This is a genomic window from Paenibacillus sp. FSL H7-0756, from assembly GCF_038006765.1.
Classification (GTDB): Bacteria; Bacillota; Bacilli; order Paenibacillales; family Paenibacillaceae; genus Paenibacillus_AQ.
Genome location: NZ_JBBOVT010000001.1, coordinates 3,718,792 through 3,739,933 on the forward strand (window position 1 = coordinate 3,718,792; position 21,142 = coordinate 3,739,933).

The following is a 21,142-nucleotide window of genomic DNA, read 5'->3' on the forward strand; positions in this document are numbered from 1 at the left end:
CGAGTCATCCTGTAGTAAGAGATTCCGTTAGTAGTCCCGAACCTATGGTTCCAGCCTCTGTAGGGCTGAATTGTTTATGGTAGAGGCCAGCGTAGAGTCCGTTTTGCTCCAGAAGTTCATCATGTGTCCCTTCCTCGGCGATTGTTCCCTGGTCAAGAACTATAATCCGTGAGGCATCCCGTATCGTTGACAGTCTATGGGCTATCACGAGGGTTGTTCTGTCTGTCATTAGCCGTTCAAGTGATTGCTGCACCAGCCGCTCGGACTCATTATCAAGTGCTGATGTAGCTTCATCCAGCAGCAGGAGCGGTGCATTACGCAGGAATGCTCTGGCGATAGCCAGGCGTTGCCTTTGACCACCGGATAACGAGGAGCCATGTTCACCAATCATTGTGTCATAGCCTTTCGGCAGGCGCATGATAAATTCATCTGCACCTGCCAAACGGGCAGCTTCTCGTATCTCCACGTCACTTGTCTCAGCTACGCTGAATGCAATATTCTCCCGGATACTGCCAGAGAATAGATAGGGGTTCTGCGGCACATAGGAAATCATTCGGCGGGCCTCTTCTAACTGACCGTTTACGGCATAACCGCACACACTAATACTGCCGGCTTGCGGTTCATACAGTCCGCAGCATAAGCGCACCAGCGTTGTTTTACCCGAGCCGCTGGGTCCGACAACAGCGACGGTCTCGCCATGCTGTAGCTGGAGATTAATCTCTGATAAGCCGGTCTTCTCCTTGGACTGAGGCCCAGCGAAGCTATAGCACAGCCCTTGTATTCTTAATGCACTCCCCTCAGTAGTGGCAACTTCTCCAGGGGAAGAGAAGCGGTCGCTGTATGCTTCTCCTTCCAAAGCAGCATCAAGAACTTCAAATACACGATCAGCTGCACCGAGTGATTCCTGTACCCCGCCCCAGGTCTGCGACATTTCGACGAAAGGCCATTGAACTCGTCCCATCAGGAGGATGAAGGCAAGCACTTCACCTGCCGTGGTCTCTCCCCGCATCGCTGATCTTGCAATAAGTACAGCACAGCCAATCATTATAGCGTTGTTGATGAAAGCGGAAGAATGCCAGAGCAGGGCATTCAGCAAGGTTCTTTGCTTTTGAAGCTGGTTCAGCTTTCTGCGCTCAGTGGCATACCTGCTCAGCAGCATATTCTCCAGTGAAAATGAACGGACGACCTTCATCCCTTGGGTAGTCTCCTGCAGAATTCCCCGTAACAGAGCTTCCTGGGCATAGATCTGCGTGAACAGCTTGCGTAGTCTGTGGTCAAAGAAACGTCCTGACAGAAAGACCACAGGTCCCGTGCCAAGGGCAAGCAGTGCGAGCCATACATCCATACTGGCTAAATACAGAAATGCTACCAGGCAGAGCAATAGATTATAACCCAGATCGTAAACCAGACTACTGATCATTCCCATGGCTGTTCCCGCATCCTTAGTATTACGCGAGGTCAGATCGCCGGAGTGCATAGCTTGCAGCTGGCTATAGGGCAGCCGGTGACTGGTGTCAAAGAGCTTTGCCCGGAAATCCCAGGACATACGGCTGTGAATGGTGAAGCGGAGGTAATGCTGCAGCATAAGACAGATGATAGTCACTAGACAAGCCAGAGAACAAATGACGGTTATCCTTGTCAAGGACTGCATATCGGTATTGTTAATAGTATCAATGAAAACCTGCTGAATCGTTGCAAACCCTACATCCAGAGCAAGCTTGGCTGTGAGCAATACTACAGCTGTCAGAAATCCGAGCCGGTATGGCTTGATATAAGGGAGTAGCCGCTTGAGCGCTTCCCGAAGCCGGATTCGCCCAGTTGAAGATAAATTAGCATTCATTTTGTAATCCTCCTCCGGCAATTGCCTTTGTCTGGACACCTGCCTGGGCCATAGCGTGGTACTTGCCCTGCATGGCCATCAGTTCTTCATGTGTCCCTTGTTCAGCAATCGCTCCTGCTTCCATGAAGTAAATATGATCCGCATGCCTGATGGTTGACAGCCGATGAGCAATCACCACCGTGGTCCGGTTCATCATCAGCACCTGCAAAGCCTGCTGAACAACCTCCTCATTATGGCTGTCAAGGGCAGCAGTAGGCTCATCAAGCAGCAACAGCCCCGGTTCGCGGACGAAGGCCCGGGCAATGGATAGCCGCTGACGTTCACCTCCTGATAAAGTAAGCCCCCTTTCACCGATAATCGTCTCATATTGCAGGGGAGTTCCCATAATGAACTCGTGAATACCCGCATTATTGGCAGCGGATATAACTTCTTCACGGGACGCCCCGGGTCGTCCCCAAGCAATATTCTCGTATAGCGTACCGGAGAATAGATAAGGCTCCTGAGATACGTAGGCGATATGTCTGCACCAGCTATGCGGTGGAATCGTATGTAAAGGCATGCCGCCATGATGAATGCTCCCTCCATCAGGCACATAAGCTGCAAGCATTAGCTGAAGAATGGTACTTTTGCCGCTGCCGCTCGCACCTGCAAAGGCAGTTACTTTTCCGGGCTCAATCCGCAGATGGATGCCGGTTAATACTTTGTGTTGTCCGTACCCGAAGGTGACATTACGGAATACAAGGGGCAGCTGACCGGCTACAGGCTGATTATCTTCAGTCCATGCTTCAGAGTGCTGTTCTGCAGCGTCTGTATTAGCCGGGCTCTCGCCTTCCAAGGGCAGATCCATAATCTCAAATAAACGTTTACCTTGTGCCAGTGAAGCTTGTAATTCAGTCCATAGATTGGCAAGCTTGGATATCGGGTTAGAAATTTGCTCAAAACAGATAAGAAAAGCGGCAACGGCCCCTACATCAAGCCGGCCTCCGACTACCAAATAGCCACCATAAGAGAGAACATAGAGTAATCCGCCGAGGGTAACGGCCAGAGGCATATTGTATCCTACGGCTTCAACACGTGAGACTGACGAATGAACAGTGTTAAATTGACGGACTCTATAGTTGAACTGCCCTAGCAGGCGGGAAGCAAGGGAGAAAGCACGCACGACCTCAGCGCCCTGTATCGAATCTTGAACGAATGCCTGTTGTTCACTCTCGATACTCTGGCGCTGCTCATTCATCCTGCGAAGCCTGGAGGTAAAGGGGAGCATGACCAGCGGGACTAGCGAACAGATGAGTATAGTACCTAGGGTTAGAACAAACTGCAGAGACAGAAGATAAGTCAGCAGAAATGCGATTTGCAATAGATTGCTGATTAGTTCGATGGTCTTCCTGTTAATTCCTTGCTGGGCGGCTGGCGCAGAATCGTTCATCCGGCTGATCAGATCGGCGGAATGATAACGGTCCAGCTCTTTCATCTGAATGTTCATTAATCTTGTCAGCAGGGAGACCTGGAGCCTGGAGGTGGATTTGATCTCCAGCAGTCCTGAGAGATAGGTATTCAGAAAGTGGACTCCAGCATCGATAACTATAATGACAACGGCCAAAGTCATCGCGGCTGCAAGACCGGAAGTGTCATGGTGTGTAGCCGCATTAATAATACGCCGTAGAATTTCAGCAATACCTACGCTTGTAAGTGAGGTGATGGCTGCAAAAAAACAAAGGATGATATACCAGCCAGTATAAGGTTTGCCTAGCTTCAGCATACGGATAAAGATATTCTGGGCAGCGGCGGGCTGTTTATCTAGTGGTACTGCTCCGGTATTAGTGGTCCGAATCAAGGGGAACCCCTCCAGTTAATAATTGGGTCTTAGTCCAGCATGACTTTTGTTGTTAAGGCAAGCAGATTGCGCAAAGTATCGGTTCTGAGCACATAATACAGGCGGTGATCCACCCGTTCGATGTCCAGAAGATCCAGGAAAAACAGGAAGTTGGCATGATAATTCACAGCAGCAGGTGTGATACCGAGCGCAGTCGCAATTTCCTTACCATAGTGCGGCCGCTGTTTGAGCAGAAGCAGGAGATCCAGGCGCCGTTTATCTGAGAAGGCTTTGAGGAACAGTTCGGTCTTCTCCCGGTCGGCAACGGGTCCGTATACGCGGTCATTGTGTACGCCGAAGATGACCCAGCCTATCTGCCCGGTTTCTGTATGGAAATTGTAGAAGCTGTTGTTCACCTGTGAAACAAAGCTGACATGGAAGGTGGCAGGGAAGTCAAAGATTGCAGGCTCATTCTTATGAAGTTCACGAATAAAAACCTCCGGATTACTACGGAACTGGGCCTCATAACGGAATGAGGCCTGTTCAGAAATTGCTTGAATCCGGTCTTTCCAGTGAATGAAAACATCCTGATGGAATTGACGCAGGAGTTGTATGTAACGCTGCTTGGTTTCTTGCGGACGTGCAAGGCATTCAAGCAGGGGACCATGGGCTTCTACCACCTCAGGCTGAGGATGCGTGTCGGAAGCAAGTTCTAAGAGCTTATTGAGATCCTTTTTGACCACCTCCCAATCGTTGCCCTTCAACAATGCCTCCAAATTATCGTGGTAGACGCCATAGACCATCTCTGAAACGATATGCTCAGCAGGGCTTTTCTCCAGTCTGTTGATCCATTCTTCGGCAGTCTGCGCTTCTGGATAGGAACAGGCGGATTCATATAACGGGAAATCCAGTGCATTGTGAAAAAAGTTGTGGCGGAAAAAAAACATCAGCTCACGAGTGAAATGAGGTGACAATAACTTGCGGGCATCTTCAAAATAGGTTCCCAGCAGCTCATCAATTTCGATTTTATATTCCGCTGCCAGATCTGCCAGCTGATCCTCACAGGCCAACATTCCCATGGAAAGAATAAACTCAATAGCCTCGTTGTACGCAAAACGGATATTTTTCAGTAGTGTCTCTTGCAAAGAATCGTTCATTTGTTCCTCCCTTTTGTACTCTGTAATAAAAATATTGAATATTAATTATTCATCGTCAACATTCAGTAATGACTTAATGTTAAAATAAGCTAAAAAAAGAAGTTTGTAAAGTGGAAATTAGGTGTGTTTCATTCAGCAAACGGGTGGAACGCCAAAAAACTGCCTCACCGTAAGCCCTACGTAGGACTTGGATGAGCCAGTTCGACCGCTGAGTTGCGGATTATGAAGAGTTTTAATGGAGGAGACAGGGAACAGTTATGTCAACTGCGACATATATTCATAAGCCGTAATGCCGAAGACACTTTTAAAATGACGGTTCAGATGGGTCAGGTCTGTGAAGCCGAATGTAGCCACTGCGGAATAGATATCCTTATTCTTCTCGATGGACTGTCTGGCATGTTCGACCTTGCAGTTCAGGAAAAATTGATAGGGGGAGGTTCCGGTATGGGCTTTGAATTCGCGGATGAATTGATATTTGGATAAATTGAACTCCCGCGCCAGGTCATCGAGCCGCAGTATCTGGCCCAGGCTGCAGTACATCATTTCTTTGGCTTTGGTGACAAAAGCATTGTTCATCCGCCGCGGGGTCTGAATTTCCGTATGGGACAAGAGGTTGGATAGCTGAACAAGCAGCTCGCTGCCCAGTGACTCATCGGCCCCGCTCTGGACAGCGTGACTGAGGTTGCAGATGCATTGCGCCAGCTCTCTGTCATAGACGATGGGAGTGGTAAAGCGCAGTTCCTGTTTGCCCAGAAGCTCTGCCATCAGGTCAGGCTTAAGATACAGCATGACATAGTCAATGCCTGCACGGTCATAGGAGCTTCCGTCGTGAATCTGCTCGGGGTTAAACAGCATGACCCCATTCCTGTGCGAAGCCTGCCGGCTGCCGTCCAGTGTATATTGCTGAATGCCGCGCAGGGTAACGCCGACGGCGTATTCTTCGTGGCAATGCTTTTTGTAGGTGAAATCCGTCATGCTGGCCGATAAGGCGAGGATCTCTGCTGACTTTTTATAATTGAATTGCTCCACCTGAATCACCGCCGTTCTATAAAATACCGGATACCATTACAGCAGAGTATACAAGAAACAGAGCCATTATACTATTCATCACCCGCTGATGCCGCTGCAGAAAGCTCTTAAATACGGAGCCGAATACAACCCAGGCCATAAAGGCCAGGAAACCAATCACAGTAATGACGATGACGAAGATGAAGGCTGCTGCGGGTGAGCTATAATAGGGCATAACATAAGTTGGGATCACGGTCAGCGTGAACAGCAGCACCTTCGGATTGGCGAATTGCATCAGCAGCCCGGAGCGGAAACCGGAGGCCTGCCGGCCTGCCGCGTCAGAACGGCCCATTCTGTACACCTGATAAGCGAGGTAGAGCATGTACAAGCTGCCGATGATCTGCATGACACCGAGAATATGCGGGAGAATGCCCGTAAGCAGGCGGTTCAGCAGAGCGGATGCGGCAAGGAGCAGTCCGAACGCGAGTGTGGCTCCGCCGACGTATCCCATTGTTTTTCTGGCCCCATGGTGCTGCACAGAGGAGAGGATCACAATATTGGTCGGGCCCGGTGTGAAGGTAACCACAATACAATAGATAATAAAGGAAAGGATATTCATGATGACCTCCGGTGAAAGTAGTTCTATGAATATACACCGGGTCTGCGAATCGCTATAGTACATTATTGCAGTCTGCTATTCCTTTAGCTAAGAGAACTCCACAGTGTCAATATCCCCATCACCATCACGAATGATCCGATCCATAAGCCCACGGCCCCTCTGAAACGCATGGAGCTGATGTAGGCGTCACTGGGTTCTCCGTCGCCTTTCATTTTCCAGCTTTCACTCGACTGCCAGGTGAAAGTGGGATTTCGGCGTACATATAAGCTAAATAAGTTGATGGCAATTCCGAATAACAAGAAGAAGATTGCGCTAAACGTTCCGATGATAATCAGCTCCCTGATATGTTTAAATTTTTGGATGTCAGTATCTAATACGTTACTTGGCATAGGGCAGGTTTCACAAAAGTAATACATGTGAAGTATAATAGTCCGATAGTAATTCTTCTGAAGGAGAGTCCGGTTTGTTCAAAATTATGCTGATCGAAGACGACATCACCCTGTTCGGGGAGATTAAAGAAAGGCTCGCCCAGTGGTCCTACGAGGTGTACGGGATTACGAATTTTGGCAAGGTCCTGCAGGAATTCACGGAGGTGAAGCCGGATCTGGTGGTGATTGATATCCAGCTGCCGCAGTTCGACGGCTTCCACTGGTGCCGGATTCTGCGCAGCCACTCCAAGGTGCCGATTATTTTCCTCTCCTCCCGGGACCATCCGAGCGACATGGTGATGTCGATGCAACTGGGGGCCGATGATTTCATTCAGAAGCCGTTCCATTTCGAGGTGCTGATTGCCAAGATTCAGGCTATCCTCCGCCGGGTCTATAATTATAGCATGGAAGGCACGGAGCTGAAGACCTGGCGCGGAGCGGCGATTGAGTTCGTGAAGAATACGGTTACGGGGAGCGGGGGAGCGGCGCTGCTCACGAAGAATGAGATGCTGATTCTCAAAATCCTGCTGGAGCGCAAAAACACCATTGTAGAGCGTGAGGAGATCATCACCAGTCTGTGGGACAACGAGCATTTTGTCAGCGATAATACGCTGACTGTGAATGTGAACCGGCTGCGCAAGAAGCTGGAGCCGCTCGGCCTGGATACGTACATTGAGACCAAGGTCGGGCAAGGGTATATGGCGACAGAAGAGGCGGAGCAATGATAAGGAAATACATCACAGAGAAGCGGAGCTGGCTGCTCCTGCTGGCAGTCTTCCAGCTGATTATTCTATTCGTGGCCTATATTGACTCTGCCATTCCGCTGCTGCCGGTCCTATACATTGTACTCCTCAATACGCTGCTCTGCCTGGCTTTCGTTTTCTTGCGCTATTCCCGGGAGACCCGTTTCTATAAGAGCCTTGCCTCCTGGGATCAGATCTATGAGCTGCAGGCGGTCCTCGAGCCGGGTAGTCCGATGGAGCGGCTGGTCCATGAGGCGGTGAGCGCCCAGACGGACCGCTACAAGCGTGAATCCTCCATGAATGTCCAGCTGCTGGAATCGGAGAAGGACGAGCTGCTGGCCTGGATACATGAGGTCAAGACTCCGCTGACTGCTATGCAGCTCATGATAGAGCGTCTGCCGGATGAGACTCTGCAAAGACAGATGATGTACGAATGGCTGCGCATCCACCATCTGCTTGACCAGCAGCTGCATCAGAAGCGGATTCCCTTCATCCGCAATGATCTGTTCATTGAGAAGGTCAGTCTTGCTCCTATTCTTAATAAGGAGATCCGGGCACTGAAATCCTGGTGCATCTCCAAACGCATCGGGTTCGACGTGGAGCTTGAAGCCGAGACTGTACTGACAGACGGCAAATGGCTGGCCTTCATGCTGCGGCAGCTCCTGACCAATGCTGTGAAATACAGCGAAGCTTCCGATATTGTGATCAGGTGCTGTGAAGAGGGCGGCCATGTTGTGCTCGTCATTGAAGACAGCGGACAAGGGATTGATCCCAGGGATCTGCCGCGGATCTACGATAAGGGCTTCACCTCATCGCGCTTCCGCCAGGAGGGGGCAGCTACCGGCATGGGACTGTACCTGACCCGGCAGGTTGCGGAGCCGCTGATGATCAGACTTCACGCTGCTTCCATACTTGGGCAGGGAAGTGTATTTACGCTGACTTTTCCAAGGGAGAATGACTTTCAGCGGTTGACCGGCATGTGACACTATTGTCACATGCCTGTTCCATTTGTTCGGCGAAGCGCAGGAAAATGATCATCCACCCGCTTATGATAGAGCTATAGAAAAGGAGTGGGGAACAGATGCTTATCATGCAGGCTAACAAAATCTATAAAACCTATGGCAACAAATTCAATAAACAGGAAGTTCTCAAGGGCATTGATCTTCAGGTCGACAAGGGCGAGTTCGTAGGAATTATGGGACCCTCCGGTTCAGGTAAAACGACGCTGCTGAACGTACTCTCCTCAATTGACCGGGTGAGCAAAGGCACGATCGAAATTGAGGGCAAGGAATTCACGGGGATGAAGGAGAAGCAGCTGGCCGAGTTCCGCAAGCATCATCTCGGGTTTATTTTCCAGGATTATAATCTGCTCGACACCTTGACGGTCAAGGAGAATATCATGCTGCCGCTGTCGATTACAGGCATGTCCAAGAAGGAGGCGCATCAGAAATTCGACCAGGTAGCGGGTGAGCTGGGAATCCATGAGCTGAAGGACAAATATCCGGCGGAAATCTCCGGCGGGCAGAAGCAGCGTACGTCGGCGGCGCGGGCGTTCGTGCATGATCCGAGCATTATTTTTGCCGATGAGCCTACGGGAGCCTTGGATTCCAAATCTGCGTCCGATCTGCTGAACAAGCTGGCTGCCATGAACAGCAAGCGCGAAGCTACCATTGTTATGGTTACGCATGATGCCGTTGCCGCAAGCTACTGCAGCCGCGTGGTGTTCATCCGGGACGGGCAAATCTACACCCAGCTGAACAAGGGGGAGGAATCGCGGCAATCCTTCTTGGGTGATATTATCAGCACGCAGGGCGTACTTGGTGGTGTCACGCAATGAGTCTGAATTATATTATCCTGCGGAATCTCAAAAAGAATATTAAAAACTATTATCTCTACGTGTTCGCGCTTATTTTCAGTGTGGCCCTGTACTTCTCCTTCGTGACTCTTCAGTTCGATCCTTCCATGGATGAGGTCAAGGGTTCCGTCAAAGGCGGGGCTGCCATCGGCGCATCCTCCGTCCTGCTGGTTGCGATTGTGGCTATCTTTCTGCTGTATGCGAACACCATCTTCATCAAGCGCCGCAGTAAGGAGATCGGGCTGTTCCAGCTAATCGGGCTGACCAAGAGCAGAATCTTCATGCTGCTGAGCGCCGAGAATCTGATTCTGTATTTCGGATCGATGTTCGCGGGAATCGGTGCAGGGTTTGTGATGTCAAGGCTGATCCTGATGATTCTGTTCAAAATTCTGGAGGTCGACCGGCTGGCGGCCTTGCGCTTCTCCCCCGAGGCTTTGCAGCGGACGGTGCTGGTTTTTGCCGCCGTGTACGTGCTGATTATGATCATGAATTACACCTTCATCCGGGCCCAGAGCATTCTGTCGCTGTTCAAGGCTAGGGCCACTTCCCAGACGCGTATTCAGCGAATGTCGCTGTGGGAGGTTGTGATCGGCGTCCTTGGGATCGGCAGTATATTCGGGGGATATTATATCTCCGGGGAGCTGTTCAGCGGCAAATTCACGGGCATGAACGGATTGATGTATGCAATGATTGCCATACTCACACTGGTAATTATCGGAACCTATCTGTTCTACAAAGGCTCGGTCAGCTTTCTTTTCAATCTCATCCGCCGCAGCAAAAAGGGCTACTTGTCCATTCGGGAGGTATTATCGCTCTCTTCCATTATGTTCCGGATGAAATCGAACGCCCTGCTGCTGACGGTCATCACCACGGTATCTGCGCTGGCGATCGGCCTGCTCTCTCTAAGCTATATCTCTTATTATTCGGTGGGAGCCTCTGCCAGAGAGAGTTCACCGGATGATTACGGCTTCCTTCAGAAGGCGGATGAGGCCGGATTCCGGGGGGCGCTCGACAAGGCCGGCATAGGTTATACCACACTGGAGATTCCAACGGTTCAGGTAGAAGTGGATCTTAAGGAAGTTTTGGAGACTAAAAATTACCCCAACAATGACACCAATCTTTCTGCAACTGTGATCAGTGACAGCAGTCTGAAGGACATGGATTTGCAGCCGGGTGAGGTAAGAATTATGGGATATACGACTACGAAGCAAACCATGCATCAGCTCAAGAACAAGGGAGAACTCAAATTCTCCACTAGGGATGGTGTGATTAAGCAGCAGCTGGCGGGTTTATCAGAGGAGACTGTGCTGCCGTTCTATTTTGGCGGGGGAGTCTTGGGGGTGTTCGTGGTGGATGATTCTGTCTTCCAGGAATTACTCCAGCATAAAGACCCGGATGAGCAAAAAAGAGTGAAAGGCGGAGGGATTTATTACGGTCTAAACCTTAGGGAATCTTCGCAGGTCAAGCAGGCGTACGAGATTTATAAGCAGCAAAAGCCAGAGCTGCAAAGCTTCTCGCAATATGAGTTTGAGTTCAACCAGCGGACCAGTATGGGCCTGATTATGTTCATTGTCGGCTTCCTGGGCCTGACGTTCCTGATTACCTCCGGCTGTATTCTCTACTTCAAGCAGATGGACGAGAGCGAGGAGGAGCGGGAGGGATATACGATCCTGCGCAAGCTGGGCTTCACCCAAGGGGACCTTCTGCGAGGTATCCAGTTCAAGCAGCTGTTCAATTTCGGTATTCCGCTGATTGTCGGCTTATGTCACAGTTATTTTGCGGTAAAATCCGGCTGGTTCCTGTTTGGAACCGAGATGCTGACCCCGATGTTCGTAGTTATGGGGCTATATACCGTGCTGTATTCGATTTTCGGCCTCCTGTCGGTCCTGTATTACAAGCGGGTGATCCGGGAGTCGCTGTAAAGAGATGAAGTGAAAAAATGAATTAAAGAGGATGGCCTTCGGGCTGTCCTTTTCTTTTTGCGTGTATATTATCATATTGTTGCAATCCATAAGGGCCCTCCTCTTGCCTTACGCAAAACAGGCAGCGATAATGGTATAATAAGGCTGAAACGTAGCAGACCCAACCCAATGGGAGGTGCTTACGATGAACGAACCTGTGCTGAAAAAAGCCATGAACACGCTGGAGTTTCTGAGTCAGAAGGAGGAGGCGCGCAGACAATACGAAGCGCGTCAACGCTATCTGCATGACGAAGCGTCGATGTATGAAGCGGCTAAGGTGGCCGAGGCTAAGGGTTGAGCCGAGGGAATGGCAAAGGGAATAGCTAAGGGAATAGCAGAAGGCAAAGCAGACGCTCAAAAAGAAACAGCTCATAAACTGCTTGTTCTAGGTATAGAGCTATCTGTAATCGCCGGGGCAACGGGCCTTTCCATAGAAGAGATTCAGAAGTTAAGGACGATACAGTAAAAGTAGCCAGGGACTGTAGATTATAGACAGAAGAGGTGGGGGCGTGTCAGTTACAGTTGGGGAGATTAAATCAATTAACCGTTATCCGGTGAAATCCTTTGCGGGGGAGGCGCTGGAGTCTTGTAAGGTTGTATCTTACGGAGTGGAGGGGGACCGGTATTGTTCCTTTTATGATATGACCAAAAAAGACTGGTCGCAGTATGTCACTGCCCGGAAGATTCCCAAGATGATGTCCTATAAGGCGGAATATACGGGTGAAGATATCCGGGTGACGGCTGCGGATGGCCGCGTGTTCGGCTGGGATCAGGAGCTGCTGGATGAAATTCAAAGCCTGACTTCCACGGAAATTACCATGTCTGAGTTCATGGCACCACACCCGGAGGAGAAGCACCCGGAGCTGTTATCGGTAGATGGGGCGAGTATTCTGCTGGTGACCGATAAGAGCCTGAAGAAGCTGGAGGCGTTGTGGGGCAAGCCGGTCGATCAGCGCCGCTTCCGGGGCAACTTCCTCGTGGAAGTAAGTGAGGACTCGTTCGGGGAGGAAGAGTGGCTCGGCCGCCGTCTGTCGATAGGCAGTACAGTACTGCAAGTGGATAGCTATTGTGAACGCTGTGTGATGATTACCACGAACCCGGATACCCTCGAACGGGACAGCTCCCTGCTGAAGCAAGTCTACAAAGAGCTGAAGCAGCAGTTCGGCGTCTATGCTTCAGTCATCACTCCAGGAGAGGTTCGGCTCGGTGATCAGGTTGTGATGCTGGATAGCTAAGCTGGACAGACGTCCTACGTTCCTGTCAAAGGTGAGCGGTCACCTACATAATGACTCTTGCGACTATAATGTTGTAAGTTTTACAACTTTGATATCTCAGCAGCGGCACCGTTGGGAGAATTGTTGCACAGATTGCAGGAACTGTCCGGAATAGCTGCCTTATGCGAAGGAATTGCTGCATTTTATGCAATATTCTCGGGTTAGCGGGTGTTCGATCCGGGGAATGTTGCAATTAGTGCAGGATTGCAGGATATGTAATTATGGACAGTTAAAGGGGGTGAGCGAGATACTGGAACTATCCATGGAACATGCGGATGAGCTGGTGAAGGTGACACATGCGTTGTCTACGGAACTTAGGTTAAGAATGCTTGCGCTGCTCAACACCCGGAGAATGAATGTGGCGGAGCTGGCGGAGGCGCTGGAGATCCCGGTATCGACAGCGGCCTCCAATGTGAAGGTGCTGGAGCAGGCCGGGCTAATCGTGACTGAGCTGCTGCCTGCTTCACGCGGTGCGATGAAGGTCTGCAGCCGGATCTATGATGATATCAAGATCATCATCAATGCCCCGCAGCCCCTGGCTGAGGCCGGCCAGGGCGAGTATTGCTACGAGATTGCCATGCCGATCGGCAATTTCACCGCCTGCGAGGTGGCGCCGACCTGCGGCATGGTCAGTGAGACGGGGCCGATTATTACGGAGGACTCGCCGGCGGGGTTCTTTCACCCGGACCGGGTACAGGCCCAGCTACTCTGGCTGCGCAAGGGTTATCTCGAATACCGCTACCCGCTGGAGATTCCGTCAGGGGCAGAGATCCGCGAGATCCAGTTCTCAATGGAGATCTGTTCGGAAGCGCCGAATTATGCCAATGACTGGCCTTCGGATATTACGCTCTGGATCAACGGGGTTGAGGTGGGCACCTGGACCTCACCGGGCGACTTCGGCGGCAGGCGCGGAAAGCTGAACCCTGCCTGGTGGATCGATTCGGGCACCCAGTTCGGTGCACTCAAGACCTGGAGCGTAGATCATACCCGCAGCGCCATTGACCATCAGGAGCTATCCGCTGTGACTCTGAAGCAGCTTAACCTCCCCCGGCGGAGCCATGTGGATCTGCGGCTGGGCGTGAAGGAGGATGCCAGGTACAAGGGCGGAATGAACTTGTTCGGCAAGAAGTTCGGCGACCATGAGCAGGACCTGGTGATGAAGATTTTTTATAGTGTGAAGGCCTAACAGGAACACGAATTGGGCTTATTGTGAAGAACCTGCTGCTTCCGGCGGGTTCTTTTTCGTTGTTGATTAGAAATTGGCGATGGCGCAGGCATTTTGTTCTGATAAGCATTGTGCATTGACATTTCAGTGGATTCTGCAATAATTAATACATATTTATTGTATTAAAACAAAATTATTGTTTATAAGGAGTGTGCATTGTTCCATGACAACCCGGCATTATATCAAGGATTATCCGCGGCCGCAGTTCGTCCGTGAAGCCTGGCAGAGTCTGAACGGAGAATGGGATTTTCGCTATGACGATGACAACACGGGGGAACGGGAGAGATGGCATGAGGAGCTGCACGGCGATCTGAAGATTCAGGTTCCGTTCACGTATGAGACGGAGGCGAGCGGAATCGGTGAGACCGCGTTCCATCCATATGTATGGTATGAGCGGGAGGTGCAACTACCTGGCAGCTTGGGCAACAAGCGGGTGCTGCTGAATTTTCAGGCGGTGGATTACATCGCGAAGGTGTGGGTGAACGGCAGCTATGCCGGGGGGCACCAAGGCGGGTATGCGGCTTTTACACTGGATATTACCGATTATCTCAACACGGGAGCCGGAGCAGTGAACCGTCTGACGGTCAAGGCTGAGGATAGCCAGAGCTGTACACAACCACGGGGCAAGCAGCGCTGGGTGGATGAGAATTTCGAGTGCTTCTATGTGCAGACCACGGGAATCTGGCAGAGTGTGTGGCTGGAGTATGTATCCCCTTCGTACCTGAGGTCTGTCAAAATCACCCCGGATCTCGATAACCGCTCGGTCCATTTTGAATACAACACCCATGGGGCAAGCACTGATCTCCGGCTGGAGACCCGGATCAGCACCGGGGAGAAGACCTTCAAGCAGGTCTCGCTGCAGGCAGACCGGGCCTCGTTGCAACTGGATGTAGAGCTGACGCATGAAGCAAACGGGCCGTGGAAGCTCCAATCCTGGTCGCCTGCGGCACCGGTGCTGTACGAGGTGGAGTTCGTTCTGTACCAGGCGGAGCAGGTAATAGACCGGGTCTACTCCTACTTCGGACTCCGCAAAATCTCCATCGAACAGGGCAAGGTGCTGCTCAACAATACGCCAGTGTATCAGAAGCTGATTCTGGACCAGGGCTATTGGCCGGACAGCCATCTGACCCCGCCTTCGGAGGAGGCGCTGATTGCTGATATCGACGCGATTCTGGCGATGGGCTACAATGGGGTCCGCAAGCATATGAAGATTGAGGATGCGCGCTTCCTGTACTGGTGTGATGTGAAGGGACTGCTGGTCTGGTCGGAGATGGCGGCCACCTATGAGTTTGGCGATGAGGCAGTGGAGCAGTTCACGAAGGAGTGGACAGAGATTGTCCGGCAGCAGTATAATCATCCCTCGGTGATTACCTGGGTGCCTTTTAACGAATCCTGGGGGATTCCGCAGGTCTACACGAATAAGCGGCAACAGCAATTCACTGAGGGCATCTATCATCTGACTAAGGCGATGGACCCGGATCGTCCGGTGATCGTCAATGACGGCTGGGAGCATACGATCAGCGATATTATAACCTTACATGACTATGAGGAGAGCGGTGCTGCGTTACTAGAACGTTATGCAGACTCTGGCAGTCTGCTTGGCGGCAGTTCCTCGTTCAACAATTGGAAATACGCGATGGCCCAGGGCTATGAATACAGAGGTCAGCCTGTCATAGTCAGTGAATTCGGGGGTATTGCCTTCGACACCGGCGAAGGGTGGGGCTATGGAGAGCAGGTGGGCAGCACAGAGGCGTTCATCGAGCGGTTCCGCAGCATCACACAAGCGATCAAGGATACCCCATACATCTGCGGTTATTGCTATACCCAAGTTACGGATGTGCAGCAGGAAGTGAACGGACTATTGACGGCGGACCGGACACCGAAGATTCCACTGGAAGAGATTCGTAAGATTAACCGGCAGGCGGGCAGATAATCGTAACATTGTGGCCTAAATAGCGGTGAATTATCGGTTCAATGACAACGGGATGCCCTTTAGAATCTTTGGTGAAAGCACTTACATTCATTCTGGTGCTGTTCAACAGGCTTCACCAATGAAGATTAAGAGGAGGGCTTACGTGTTCAAAAAATGGTTCATCTCGCTGTCCGCTTCCCTGTGTCTGCTGCTGGTTTTTGCCGCCGTTCCGGCCTTGGCCGCGAATGGTCCCGTGGTGTGGGGGACTTCGTCCACCATCACCAACATTAACACGTTCACCGATGCGGGTCCCGATGCCCGCGGAATCAGGCCCGGAACCTTCGGTTCCGAATATGCGCGGATGATCAAGCTGGCCAACGGGGACTGGCTGGCGGTCGCCGCCATCTACGACAACAACGGATATACCAAGGTGTCCTGGGGCGGCACCCGGCTCCAGGTCTTCCGCAGCACCGACAACTGCCGCACCTGGTCGCTGATGTCCACACTGTGGGAGGACGGCCGTGACCTGGACAACGGGCAGTTCGTGCAGCTCCCGAGCGGCGATATTTTGCTGGCGATGCGTTCTGTCCGCTGGCAGGAATCGTACAAGCTAAGAGTGTATAAAAGCACGAATGGAGGGGCGAATTGGAGCTTCCTCAGCACCATCGACGAGAACAACGGCGCTCCCGGCGCGCTGGGGAATCCCGACAAAGGCGTGTACGAGCCGCATATGCAGCTCCTGAATGACGGCTCGGTCGCCGTGATGTATGCAAGCGAGAAGCACGTGACAGAGAATCCGTCGTACAGCCAGATCATCTCCCAGAAAATCTCCACCAATGGGGGTGCGAGCTGGGGGAATGAAATCTATGTGGCCTGGGACCCGTCCAATTCCGGGGCACGCCCGGGGATGCCGGTCTGGACCAAGATGGCGAATGGGCAGTATATTGTAGCTTTTGAGGTGTGCGGGACGCAGAACTGCAGAATTTTCACCAAAAAAAGTGCGGATGGCAAGACCTGGTCCAGCGGCATCGGCACCCAGGTCTCCACTAACCAGCAGGGCGGTCCTTACATCCTGTCCTTGGCGGACGGGCGTCTCCTGCTCAGCTCCAACTCCAACGTGCTGTCCCTTAGCAACGATTACGGGAATACTTGGGTGGACAATGATATTCCGGCCTTTGGCAATTCATGGTGGACCGCGATGTATCAGACGGGCGCGAATGAGATCGCTTTCGTGGATTCGGTCGACCGGAGTGTCGGCGGGCATAATGTCCAGGTGCGGTTCGGGACGCTCAGCGGCGCGTACAGCAATGATTTCTCGGCGAATGACAACGGATGGGCCCGTTATGGCGGATCATGGGCGGTGAGCGGCGGCACCTATAACCTGAATTCAGTGAATGCCGACAAATCGCTGCTCACCCCGTATCCTTCCAAAATGAATTATACGCTGGAGGGCGACATCCGGCTGAATAATGCAGGCCAGGGCAGTCTTCTGTTCAATGTAACCGGTCCGGGAACCGGGGCCGATCTGCAAAAGGGTTACGCAGCAGGGATTGACTCTGCCGGTGAGGTCTGGCTTGGACGGTTCAATAATAACTGGACCTCTCTCCAGACCGTAAATACCCCTATTGCCGTCAATACCTGGTACCACATGAAGGTTGTGGTCAATAACGGTAACATCAAGGTATATGTCGGAGATATGACGGTGCCTAAGATTGAACGCAATGAAGCGGTATACGCTTCAGGCACGGTTGGGGTACGCGGCGGCTTCGGCAACAGCGTCAGCTTCGACAATTTTACAGTGAATTAACTGGAAATTCAGGGGGACCTCTCAAGAGGTCCCTCTTTGCATGCGAACACGAGCGTTCTCTACCGGTCGATTCTCCACCCTCAGTAAGATCGTCTACCTGTCCGCGGATTTAGCCCGGTTAACATCTGTCGTTTGTTCACCAAGGAGCGGCGGTTTGTCGGTTCAAGCACAGCAGTGTTCGCTGTAAAGTTAGAGGTAAGAAAGCCCTTACATCAAGCGGTGACGGCTTTCCTTGCATAAACTTTACGGAGAAGAGGGTTGTACAGATGAGGATGAACAAAAGCTTAACAAGTGTGGCTACGGCCGGGCTGGCGCTGGCTCTGGTCCTGCAGGGATGCTCTTCCGGAAATACAGAGAACGGAGGGGCCAAGGCATCGGATGAACCGGCGGCAACAGGGAGCACAAGCAGCAGTCCGGTGGAAATCTCCTTCTGGAATATGTTCGGCGGCGGAGAAGGGGAGTTCGTGGACCAGATTATTAAGGACTTCAACGACTCGCAGCAAGAGGTGACCGTTAAGCCGCTCCGGCTGGAATCCAATGAGTATTACGCGAAGCTTGGTACAGCACTATCGTCTTCCAAAGGCCCGGATGTCGCGGTCGCTCACGTGGAGCGGATCTCGCCGTTCGTGAAAGCCCAGCAGATTGTACCGGTGGATGAGCTGGCCTCCAAGGTAGGATTCGACCTGAAGCAGATTTCGGATTCCAATATTAAAAGCGTATCTTATGAAGGCAAGCCTTACGCAGTTCCGCTGGATACTCACTTCCATATGTTCTACTACAATAAAGATATTCTGAAACAGGCCAATCTGCTGAAAGAGGACGGTACGCCGAAGCTGGGCGATATAAACCCGGCAGGCTTTGAGAAGACGCTCTCTGAGATTCAAGCCAAGGTGCCGGATGTCCAGGCGATGGCGGTGAACACGCCTTATTTCCAGGAGCCGTTCCTTAATCTGTATTATGAAGCCGGCGGCGAGCTGCTGAACCCGGAGATGACCAAGGCGAGCATCAACAACCCGCAGGCGCTGGATGTGCTGAACTTCTATATGGATGTCTTCAATAAAAAATATGCCGATCTCAATGACAAGACGCCATGGGATACCTTCCATAACGGCAAAGCCGCCTTCTGGTTCGGCGGGGTCTGGGAAGCAGGGCTGCTGCTGGGAGACGAATCACTCCATATCGGCGCGATGCCATTGCCTCCGTTCTTCGGCAGCCAGACGCATTGGGGCAGCTCCCATACGCTGGTCATCCCGTCATATGTCACTCCCGAGAAGCAAGAGGCCGCAGCCAAGTTCATGAAGTATTTCTCTGAAGTGGGCGGGGAGATCTGGGGTCAGGCGGGCCATGTGCCGGCGAACAGCAAGATTACGGAGAGCGAAGCCTACAAGAGCTTACCTTACCGCAGTGAATTCATCGAGGCGCAGAAGACGGTGAAGTTCGCGCCGCCAACCGATAAATATACGACGATTATCACCACTGTGTCGGAAGGACTGCAGAACATTATCTTCGGCAGCGAGACGCCGGAGGATGGCCTGGCTAAGCTGGAGAAACAGATTAACGAGGTGTTGGAGAACTAGCCTTATCCGGCCGGATTGGGAGGAACTCCTGCCGGGAGGCAGGTCAGCCCCGATCCGGCTCATGATTCATTTCACCTGAAGGAGAGAGATAACAATGGAGCGGAGCTTGAGTGAGAAAAGGTCGGCTGCGGCTCTTCGCAGAGCAGAGCCTGTACATCTGCTGACTGAACTGAAGGCGATTCTTTATCTGATCCCGTTCCTGATTCCGTTCACGGTGTTCTATCTGTGGCCGGTGATCCGCGGAGCCTGGATGAGCCTGCATGTGTGGGGCATTCAAGGGATGCAGAAGTACGTGGCTCTAACGAACTATGCAAAAATTCTGACGAATTCAGATTTCTATGCGTACCTGTGGAACTCGTTCTATTTCGTGCTGCTGTGCGCGCCTACAGTCATTATCCTGGGGCTGCTGCTGGCCCTTATTATTAATCAGCGAATCTGGCTGCGGACCCTGATCCGCTCGGTGTTCTTTCTGCCGTATGTGCTGTCAGTCTCCGTGGTCAGCTTCATCTGGCTGCGGCTGCTGGATGCGAAGAACGGCCCGGTCAATGCAGCCTTACATATGCTTGGCATTCATGCAGACATTAACTGGCTTACGGATCACCGGTTTGTCTGGTGGGCGATTACGCTGGCGACCGACTGGTGGAGCGTGGGATTTGTCATGGTCCTCTTTCTGGCCGGGCTGCAGGAGATCCCGACCGATCATTATGAAGCGGCGAAGATCGACGGCGCGAATGCCTGGCAGCGATTCTGGAGCGTTACCCTGCCGGGACTGTCCAGTGTGATGAAGATCCAGATCTTTTATCAGATTATCAACTGTCTCAAGCTGTTCGGTCAGGTACAGATTATGACCGGCGGAGGTCCGGGCGATTCCACGAATACGATGATCCGATACATTTATGTCACGGGGTTCAAAAAGGATATGTTCGGCATGGCTGCAGCGCAGTCCATGGTGTTCTGCCTCATCATGCTGCTGATCGCCGTGATTCAATTCAAAATTACAGACCGCAAGGACGGATAGGAGAGGAGAAGATTCATGAAGAAGCTTGGTTTAAATGCTGCGGCGACGGTGCTTGCCCTGCTGTTTGTTTTTCCGCTGATCTGGATGTTTCTCACCTCCCTGAAGCCCGATGGCGTGAATGTCTATACGCTGGCCGATTGGGTGGATTGGTCGGATCTGAATACCGGTAATTATGTAAAAGTCATTAGGGATTCGCAGATTCTGCTCTGGACCTGGAACAGTCTGGTGATCGGCGTGCTTACTACCCTGATCTCCATTCTGCTGAGCTCGCTGGCGGCCTTCTCGTTCTCCAAGCTGCCATTCCGCACACGGGGCATCTTCTATGTGCTGATTGTCTCGGGCCTGCTGATTCCGACAGAAGCCATTCTGATTCCGCTCTATGAAACTGCCCTGCATCTGGAGCTGATCGATAATATCTGGGCCATTATTCTCCCGGGATTGACCAACCCGATCGGTATTCTGCTGCTGAAGCAGTTCATGGACGGCGTGCCTAAGGATTATATTGAAGCCGCTCAAATCGACGGCAGCCGCAGCTTCCGGCTCTGGTGGAGTATCTGCCTGCCGCTGACCCGCTCCGCGATGGTGTCGGTGGGGATCTTCTTTTTCATCCTCTCGTGGAACAACTTCCTGTGGCCTTATCTGGCGATTACCTCGGAGGAGAATATGATTCTGTCGGCAGGGCTGCCCACCTTTTTGTCGAATAATAATATGTCGCTCAATCTCATTATGACAGCCAGTGCCATTGCGGCGATTCCGACGATTGTTGTCTTTATCCTGCTCCAGCGTCAGATTGTTCAGGGCGTTGCCATGTCAGGGGTTAAGGGTTAGCCTGAACCACCAGATTATATAACGGGAAAGGATATAGAGCATGCGTACATCTCCTGAGAGTTCTGCCAGGTCCC

At 51.9% G+C, this 21,142-nt stretch carries 17 protein-coding genes and 1 pseudogene; 12 read left to right on the top strand and 6 right to left on the bottom strand.

The genetic code is table 11. From position 1 onward, the window contains the following. Positions 1-4: 4 nt before the first annotated feature. The 6 genes from NST04_RS16265 to NST04_RS16290 all read right to left on the bottom strand — a co-directional run bounded on the left by NST04_RS16265 (position 5) and on the right by NST04_RS16290 (position 6,856). Positions 5-1,840, bottom strand: coding sequence for an ABC transporter ATP-binding protein (locus NST04_RS16265; RefSeq protein ID WP_341185082.1), 1,836 nt, complete (start codon positions 1,838-1,840; stop codon positions 5-7). After that, on the bottom strand, positions 1,830-3,677 hold the full coding sequence (locus NST04_RS16270) for an ABC transporter ATP-binding protein (protein WP_341185083.1): 1,848 nt from the start codon (positions 3,675-3,677) through the stop codon (positions 1,830-1,832). The genes NST04_RS16265 and NST04_RS16270 overlap by 11 nt, the downstream gene beginning before the upstream one ends. Before the next feature lie 29 nt (positions 3,678-3,706). Further along, positions 3,707-4,813 (bottom strand): ArsR family transcriptional regulator, encoded by a 1,107-nt coding sequence (locus tag NST04_RS16275; RefSeq protein ID WP_341185084.1) that lies wholly within the window; start codon positions 4,811-4,813, stop codon positions 3,707-3,709. Between the two features lie 255 nt (positions 4,814-5,068). Next, positions 5,069-5,842: an AraC family transcriptional regulator gene (locus NST04_RS16280; RefSeq protein WP_341185085.1), complete on the bottom strand. Its 774-nt coding sequence runs from the start codon at positions 5,840-5,842 to the stop codon at positions 5,069-5,071. A 16-nt stretch (positions 5,843-5,858) separates the two neighbouring features. Further along, on the bottom strand, positions 5,859-6,440 hold the full coding sequence (locus NST04_RS16285) for a LysE family translocator (protein ID WP_341185086.1): 582 nt from the start codon (positions 6,438-6,440) through the stop codon (positions 5,859-5,861). Positions 6,441-6,523: 83 nt separating this feature from the next. Beyond that, the gene (locus NST04_RS16290; RefSeq protein ID WP_341185087.1) at positions 6,524-6,856 is read right to left on the bottom strand and encodes a DUF6199 family natural product biosynthesis protein; all 333 of its coding nucleotides are present in this window, start codon (positions 6,854-6,856) and stop codon (positions 6,524-6,526) included. 47 nt (positions 6,857-6,903) lie between these two features. Between NST04_RS16290 and NST04_RS16295 the strand changes: the two genes are divergently transcribed. The 12 genes and pseudogenes from NST04_RS16295 to NST04_RS16355 all read left to right on the top strand — a co-directional run bounded on the left by NST04_RS16295 (position 6,904) and on the right by NST04_RS16355 (position 21,068). Then, positions 6,904-7,593, top strand: coding sequence for a response regulator transcription factor (locus NST04_RS16295; RefSeq protein ID WP_341185088.1), 690 nt, complete (start codon positions 6,904-6,906; stop codon positions 7,591-7,593). Further along, positions 7,590-8,594, top strand: coding sequence for a sensor histidine kinase (locus NST04_RS16300; protein ID WP_341185089.1), 1,005 nt, complete (start codon positions 7,590-7,592; stop codon positions 8,592-8,594). Before NST04_RS16295 ends, NST04_RS16300 begins: the two co-directional genes overlap by 4 nt. Before the next feature lie 98 nt (positions 8,595-8,692). Then, on the top strand, positions 8,693-9,448 hold the full coding sequence (locus tag NST04_RS16305; RefSeq protein WP_341185090.1) for an ABC transporter ATP-binding protein: 756 nt from the start codon (positions 8,693-8,695) through the stop codon (positions 9,446-9,448). Beyond that, a complete protein-coding gene (locus NST04_RS16310) occupies positions 9,445-11,388 on the top strand; it encodes an ABC transporter permease (protein WP_341185091.1) in 1,944 nt (647 codons plus the stop codon). Before NST04_RS16305 ends, NST04_RS16310 begins: the two co-directional genes overlap by 4 nt. Positions 11,389-11,542: 154 nt before the next feature. Continuing rightward, positions 11,543-11,893, top strand: a pseudogene (locus NST04_RS34030) (Rpn family recombination-promoting nuclease/putative transposase); the annotation flags it as partial. Between the two features lie 43 nt (positions 11,894-11,936). Then, on the top strand, positions 11,937-12,662 hold the full coding sequence (locus NST04_RS16325) for an MOSC domain-containing protein (RefSeq protein WP_341185094.1): 726 nt from the start codon (positions 11,937-11,939) through the stop codon (positions 12,660-12,662). 301 nt (positions 12,663-12,963) lie between these two features. Then, the gene (locus tag NST04_RS16330; protein WP_341185095.1) at positions 12,964-13,887 is read left to right on the top strand and encodes an ArsR/SmtB family transcription factor; all 924 of its coding nucleotides are present in this window, start codon (positions 12,964-12,966) and stop codon (positions 13,885-13,887) included. A 202-nt stretch (positions 13,888-14,089) separates the two neighbouring features. Continuing rightward, positions 14,090-15,859 carry a glycoside hydrolase family 2 protein gene (locus NST04_RS16335; protein ID WP_341185096.1) on the top strand — a complete coding sequence of 590 codons (1,770 nt, stop codon included), beginning with the start codon at positions 14,090-14,092 and terminating at the stop codon, positions 15,857-15,859. Between the two features lie 142 nt (positions 15,860-16,001). Continuing rightward, positions 16,002-17,645: a family 16 glycoside hydrolase gene (locus NST04_RS16340; protein WP_341185097.1), complete on the top strand. Its 1,644-nt coding sequence runs from the start codon at positions 16,002-16,004 to the stop codon at positions 17,643-17,645. Positions 17,646-17,911: 266 nt separating this feature from the next. Next, positions 17,912-19,222: an ABC transporter substrate-binding protein gene (locus NST04_RS16345; RefSeq protein ID WP_341185098.1), complete on the top strand. Its 1,311-nt coding sequence runs from the start codon at positions 17,912-17,914 to the stop codon at positions 19,220-19,222. A gap of 94 nt (positions 19,223-19,316) precedes the next feature. Further along, complete coding sequence (locus tag NST04_RS16350) at positions 19,317-20,240, top strand: carbohydrate ABC transporter permease (protein WP_341185099.1); 924 nt, start codon at positions 19,317-19,319, stop codon at positions 20,238-20,240. A gap of 15 nt (positions 20,241-20,255) precedes the next feature. Beyond that, positions 20,256-21,068, top strand: a complete 813-nt coding sequence (locus NST04_RS16355) for a carbohydrate ABC transporter permease (RefSeq protein WP_341185100.1) — start codon at positions 20,256-20,258, stop codon at positions 21,066-21,068. Positions 21,069-21,142: the final 74 nt, after the last annotated feature.

Bases quoted from the DNA above. Each gene is read 5' to 3' on its own strand.
- NST04_RS16300 (WP_341185089.1), top strand. From the start codon at position 7,590: ATGATAAGGAAATACATCACAGAGAAGCGGAGCTGGCTGCTCCTGCTG.
- NST04_RS16335 (WP_341185096.1), top strand. From the start codon at position 14,090: ATGACAACCCGGCATTATATCAAGGATTATCCGCGGCCGCAGTTCGTC.
- NST04_RS16350 (WP_341185099.1), top strand. From the start codon at position 19,317: ATGGAGCGGAGCTTGAGTGAGAAAAGGTCGGCTGCGGCTCTTCGCAGA.
- NST04_RS16310 (WP_341185091.1), top strand. From the start codon at position 9,445: ATGAGTCTGAATTATATTATCCTGCGGAATCTCAAAAAGAATATTAAA.
- NST04_RS16265 (WP_341185082.1), bottom strand. From the start codon at position 1,840: ATGAATGCTAATTTATCTTCAACTGGGCGAATCCGGCTTCGGGAAGCG.
- NST04_RS16275 (WP_341185084.1), bottom strand. From the start codon at position 4,813: ATGAACGATTCTTTGCAAGAGACACTACTGAAAAATATCCGTTTTGCG.
- NST04_RS16345 (WP_341185098.1), top strand. From the start codon at position 17,912: ATGAGGATGAACAAAAGCTTAACAAGTGTGGCTACGGCCGGGCTGGCG.
- NST04_RS16290 (WP_341185087.1), bottom strand. From the start codon at position 6,856: ATGTATTACTTTTGTGAAACCTGCCCTATGCCAAGTAACGTATTAGAT.
- NST04_RS16355 (WP_341185100.1), top strand. From the start codon at position 20,256: ATGAAGAAGCTTGGTTTAAATGCTGCGGCGACGGTGCTTGCCCTGCTG.
- NST04_RS16285 (WP_341185086.1), bottom strand. From the start codon at position 6,440: ATGAATATCCTTTCCTTTATTATCTATTGTATTGTGGTTACCTTCACA.
- NST04_RS16305 (WP_341185090.1), top strand. From the start codon at position 8,693: ATGCTTATCATGCAGGCTAACAAAATCTATAAAACCTATGGCAACAAA.
- NST04_RS16330 (WP_341185095.1), top strand. From the start codon at position 12,964: ATGGAACATGCGGATGAGCTGGTGAAGGTGACACATGCGTTGTCTACG.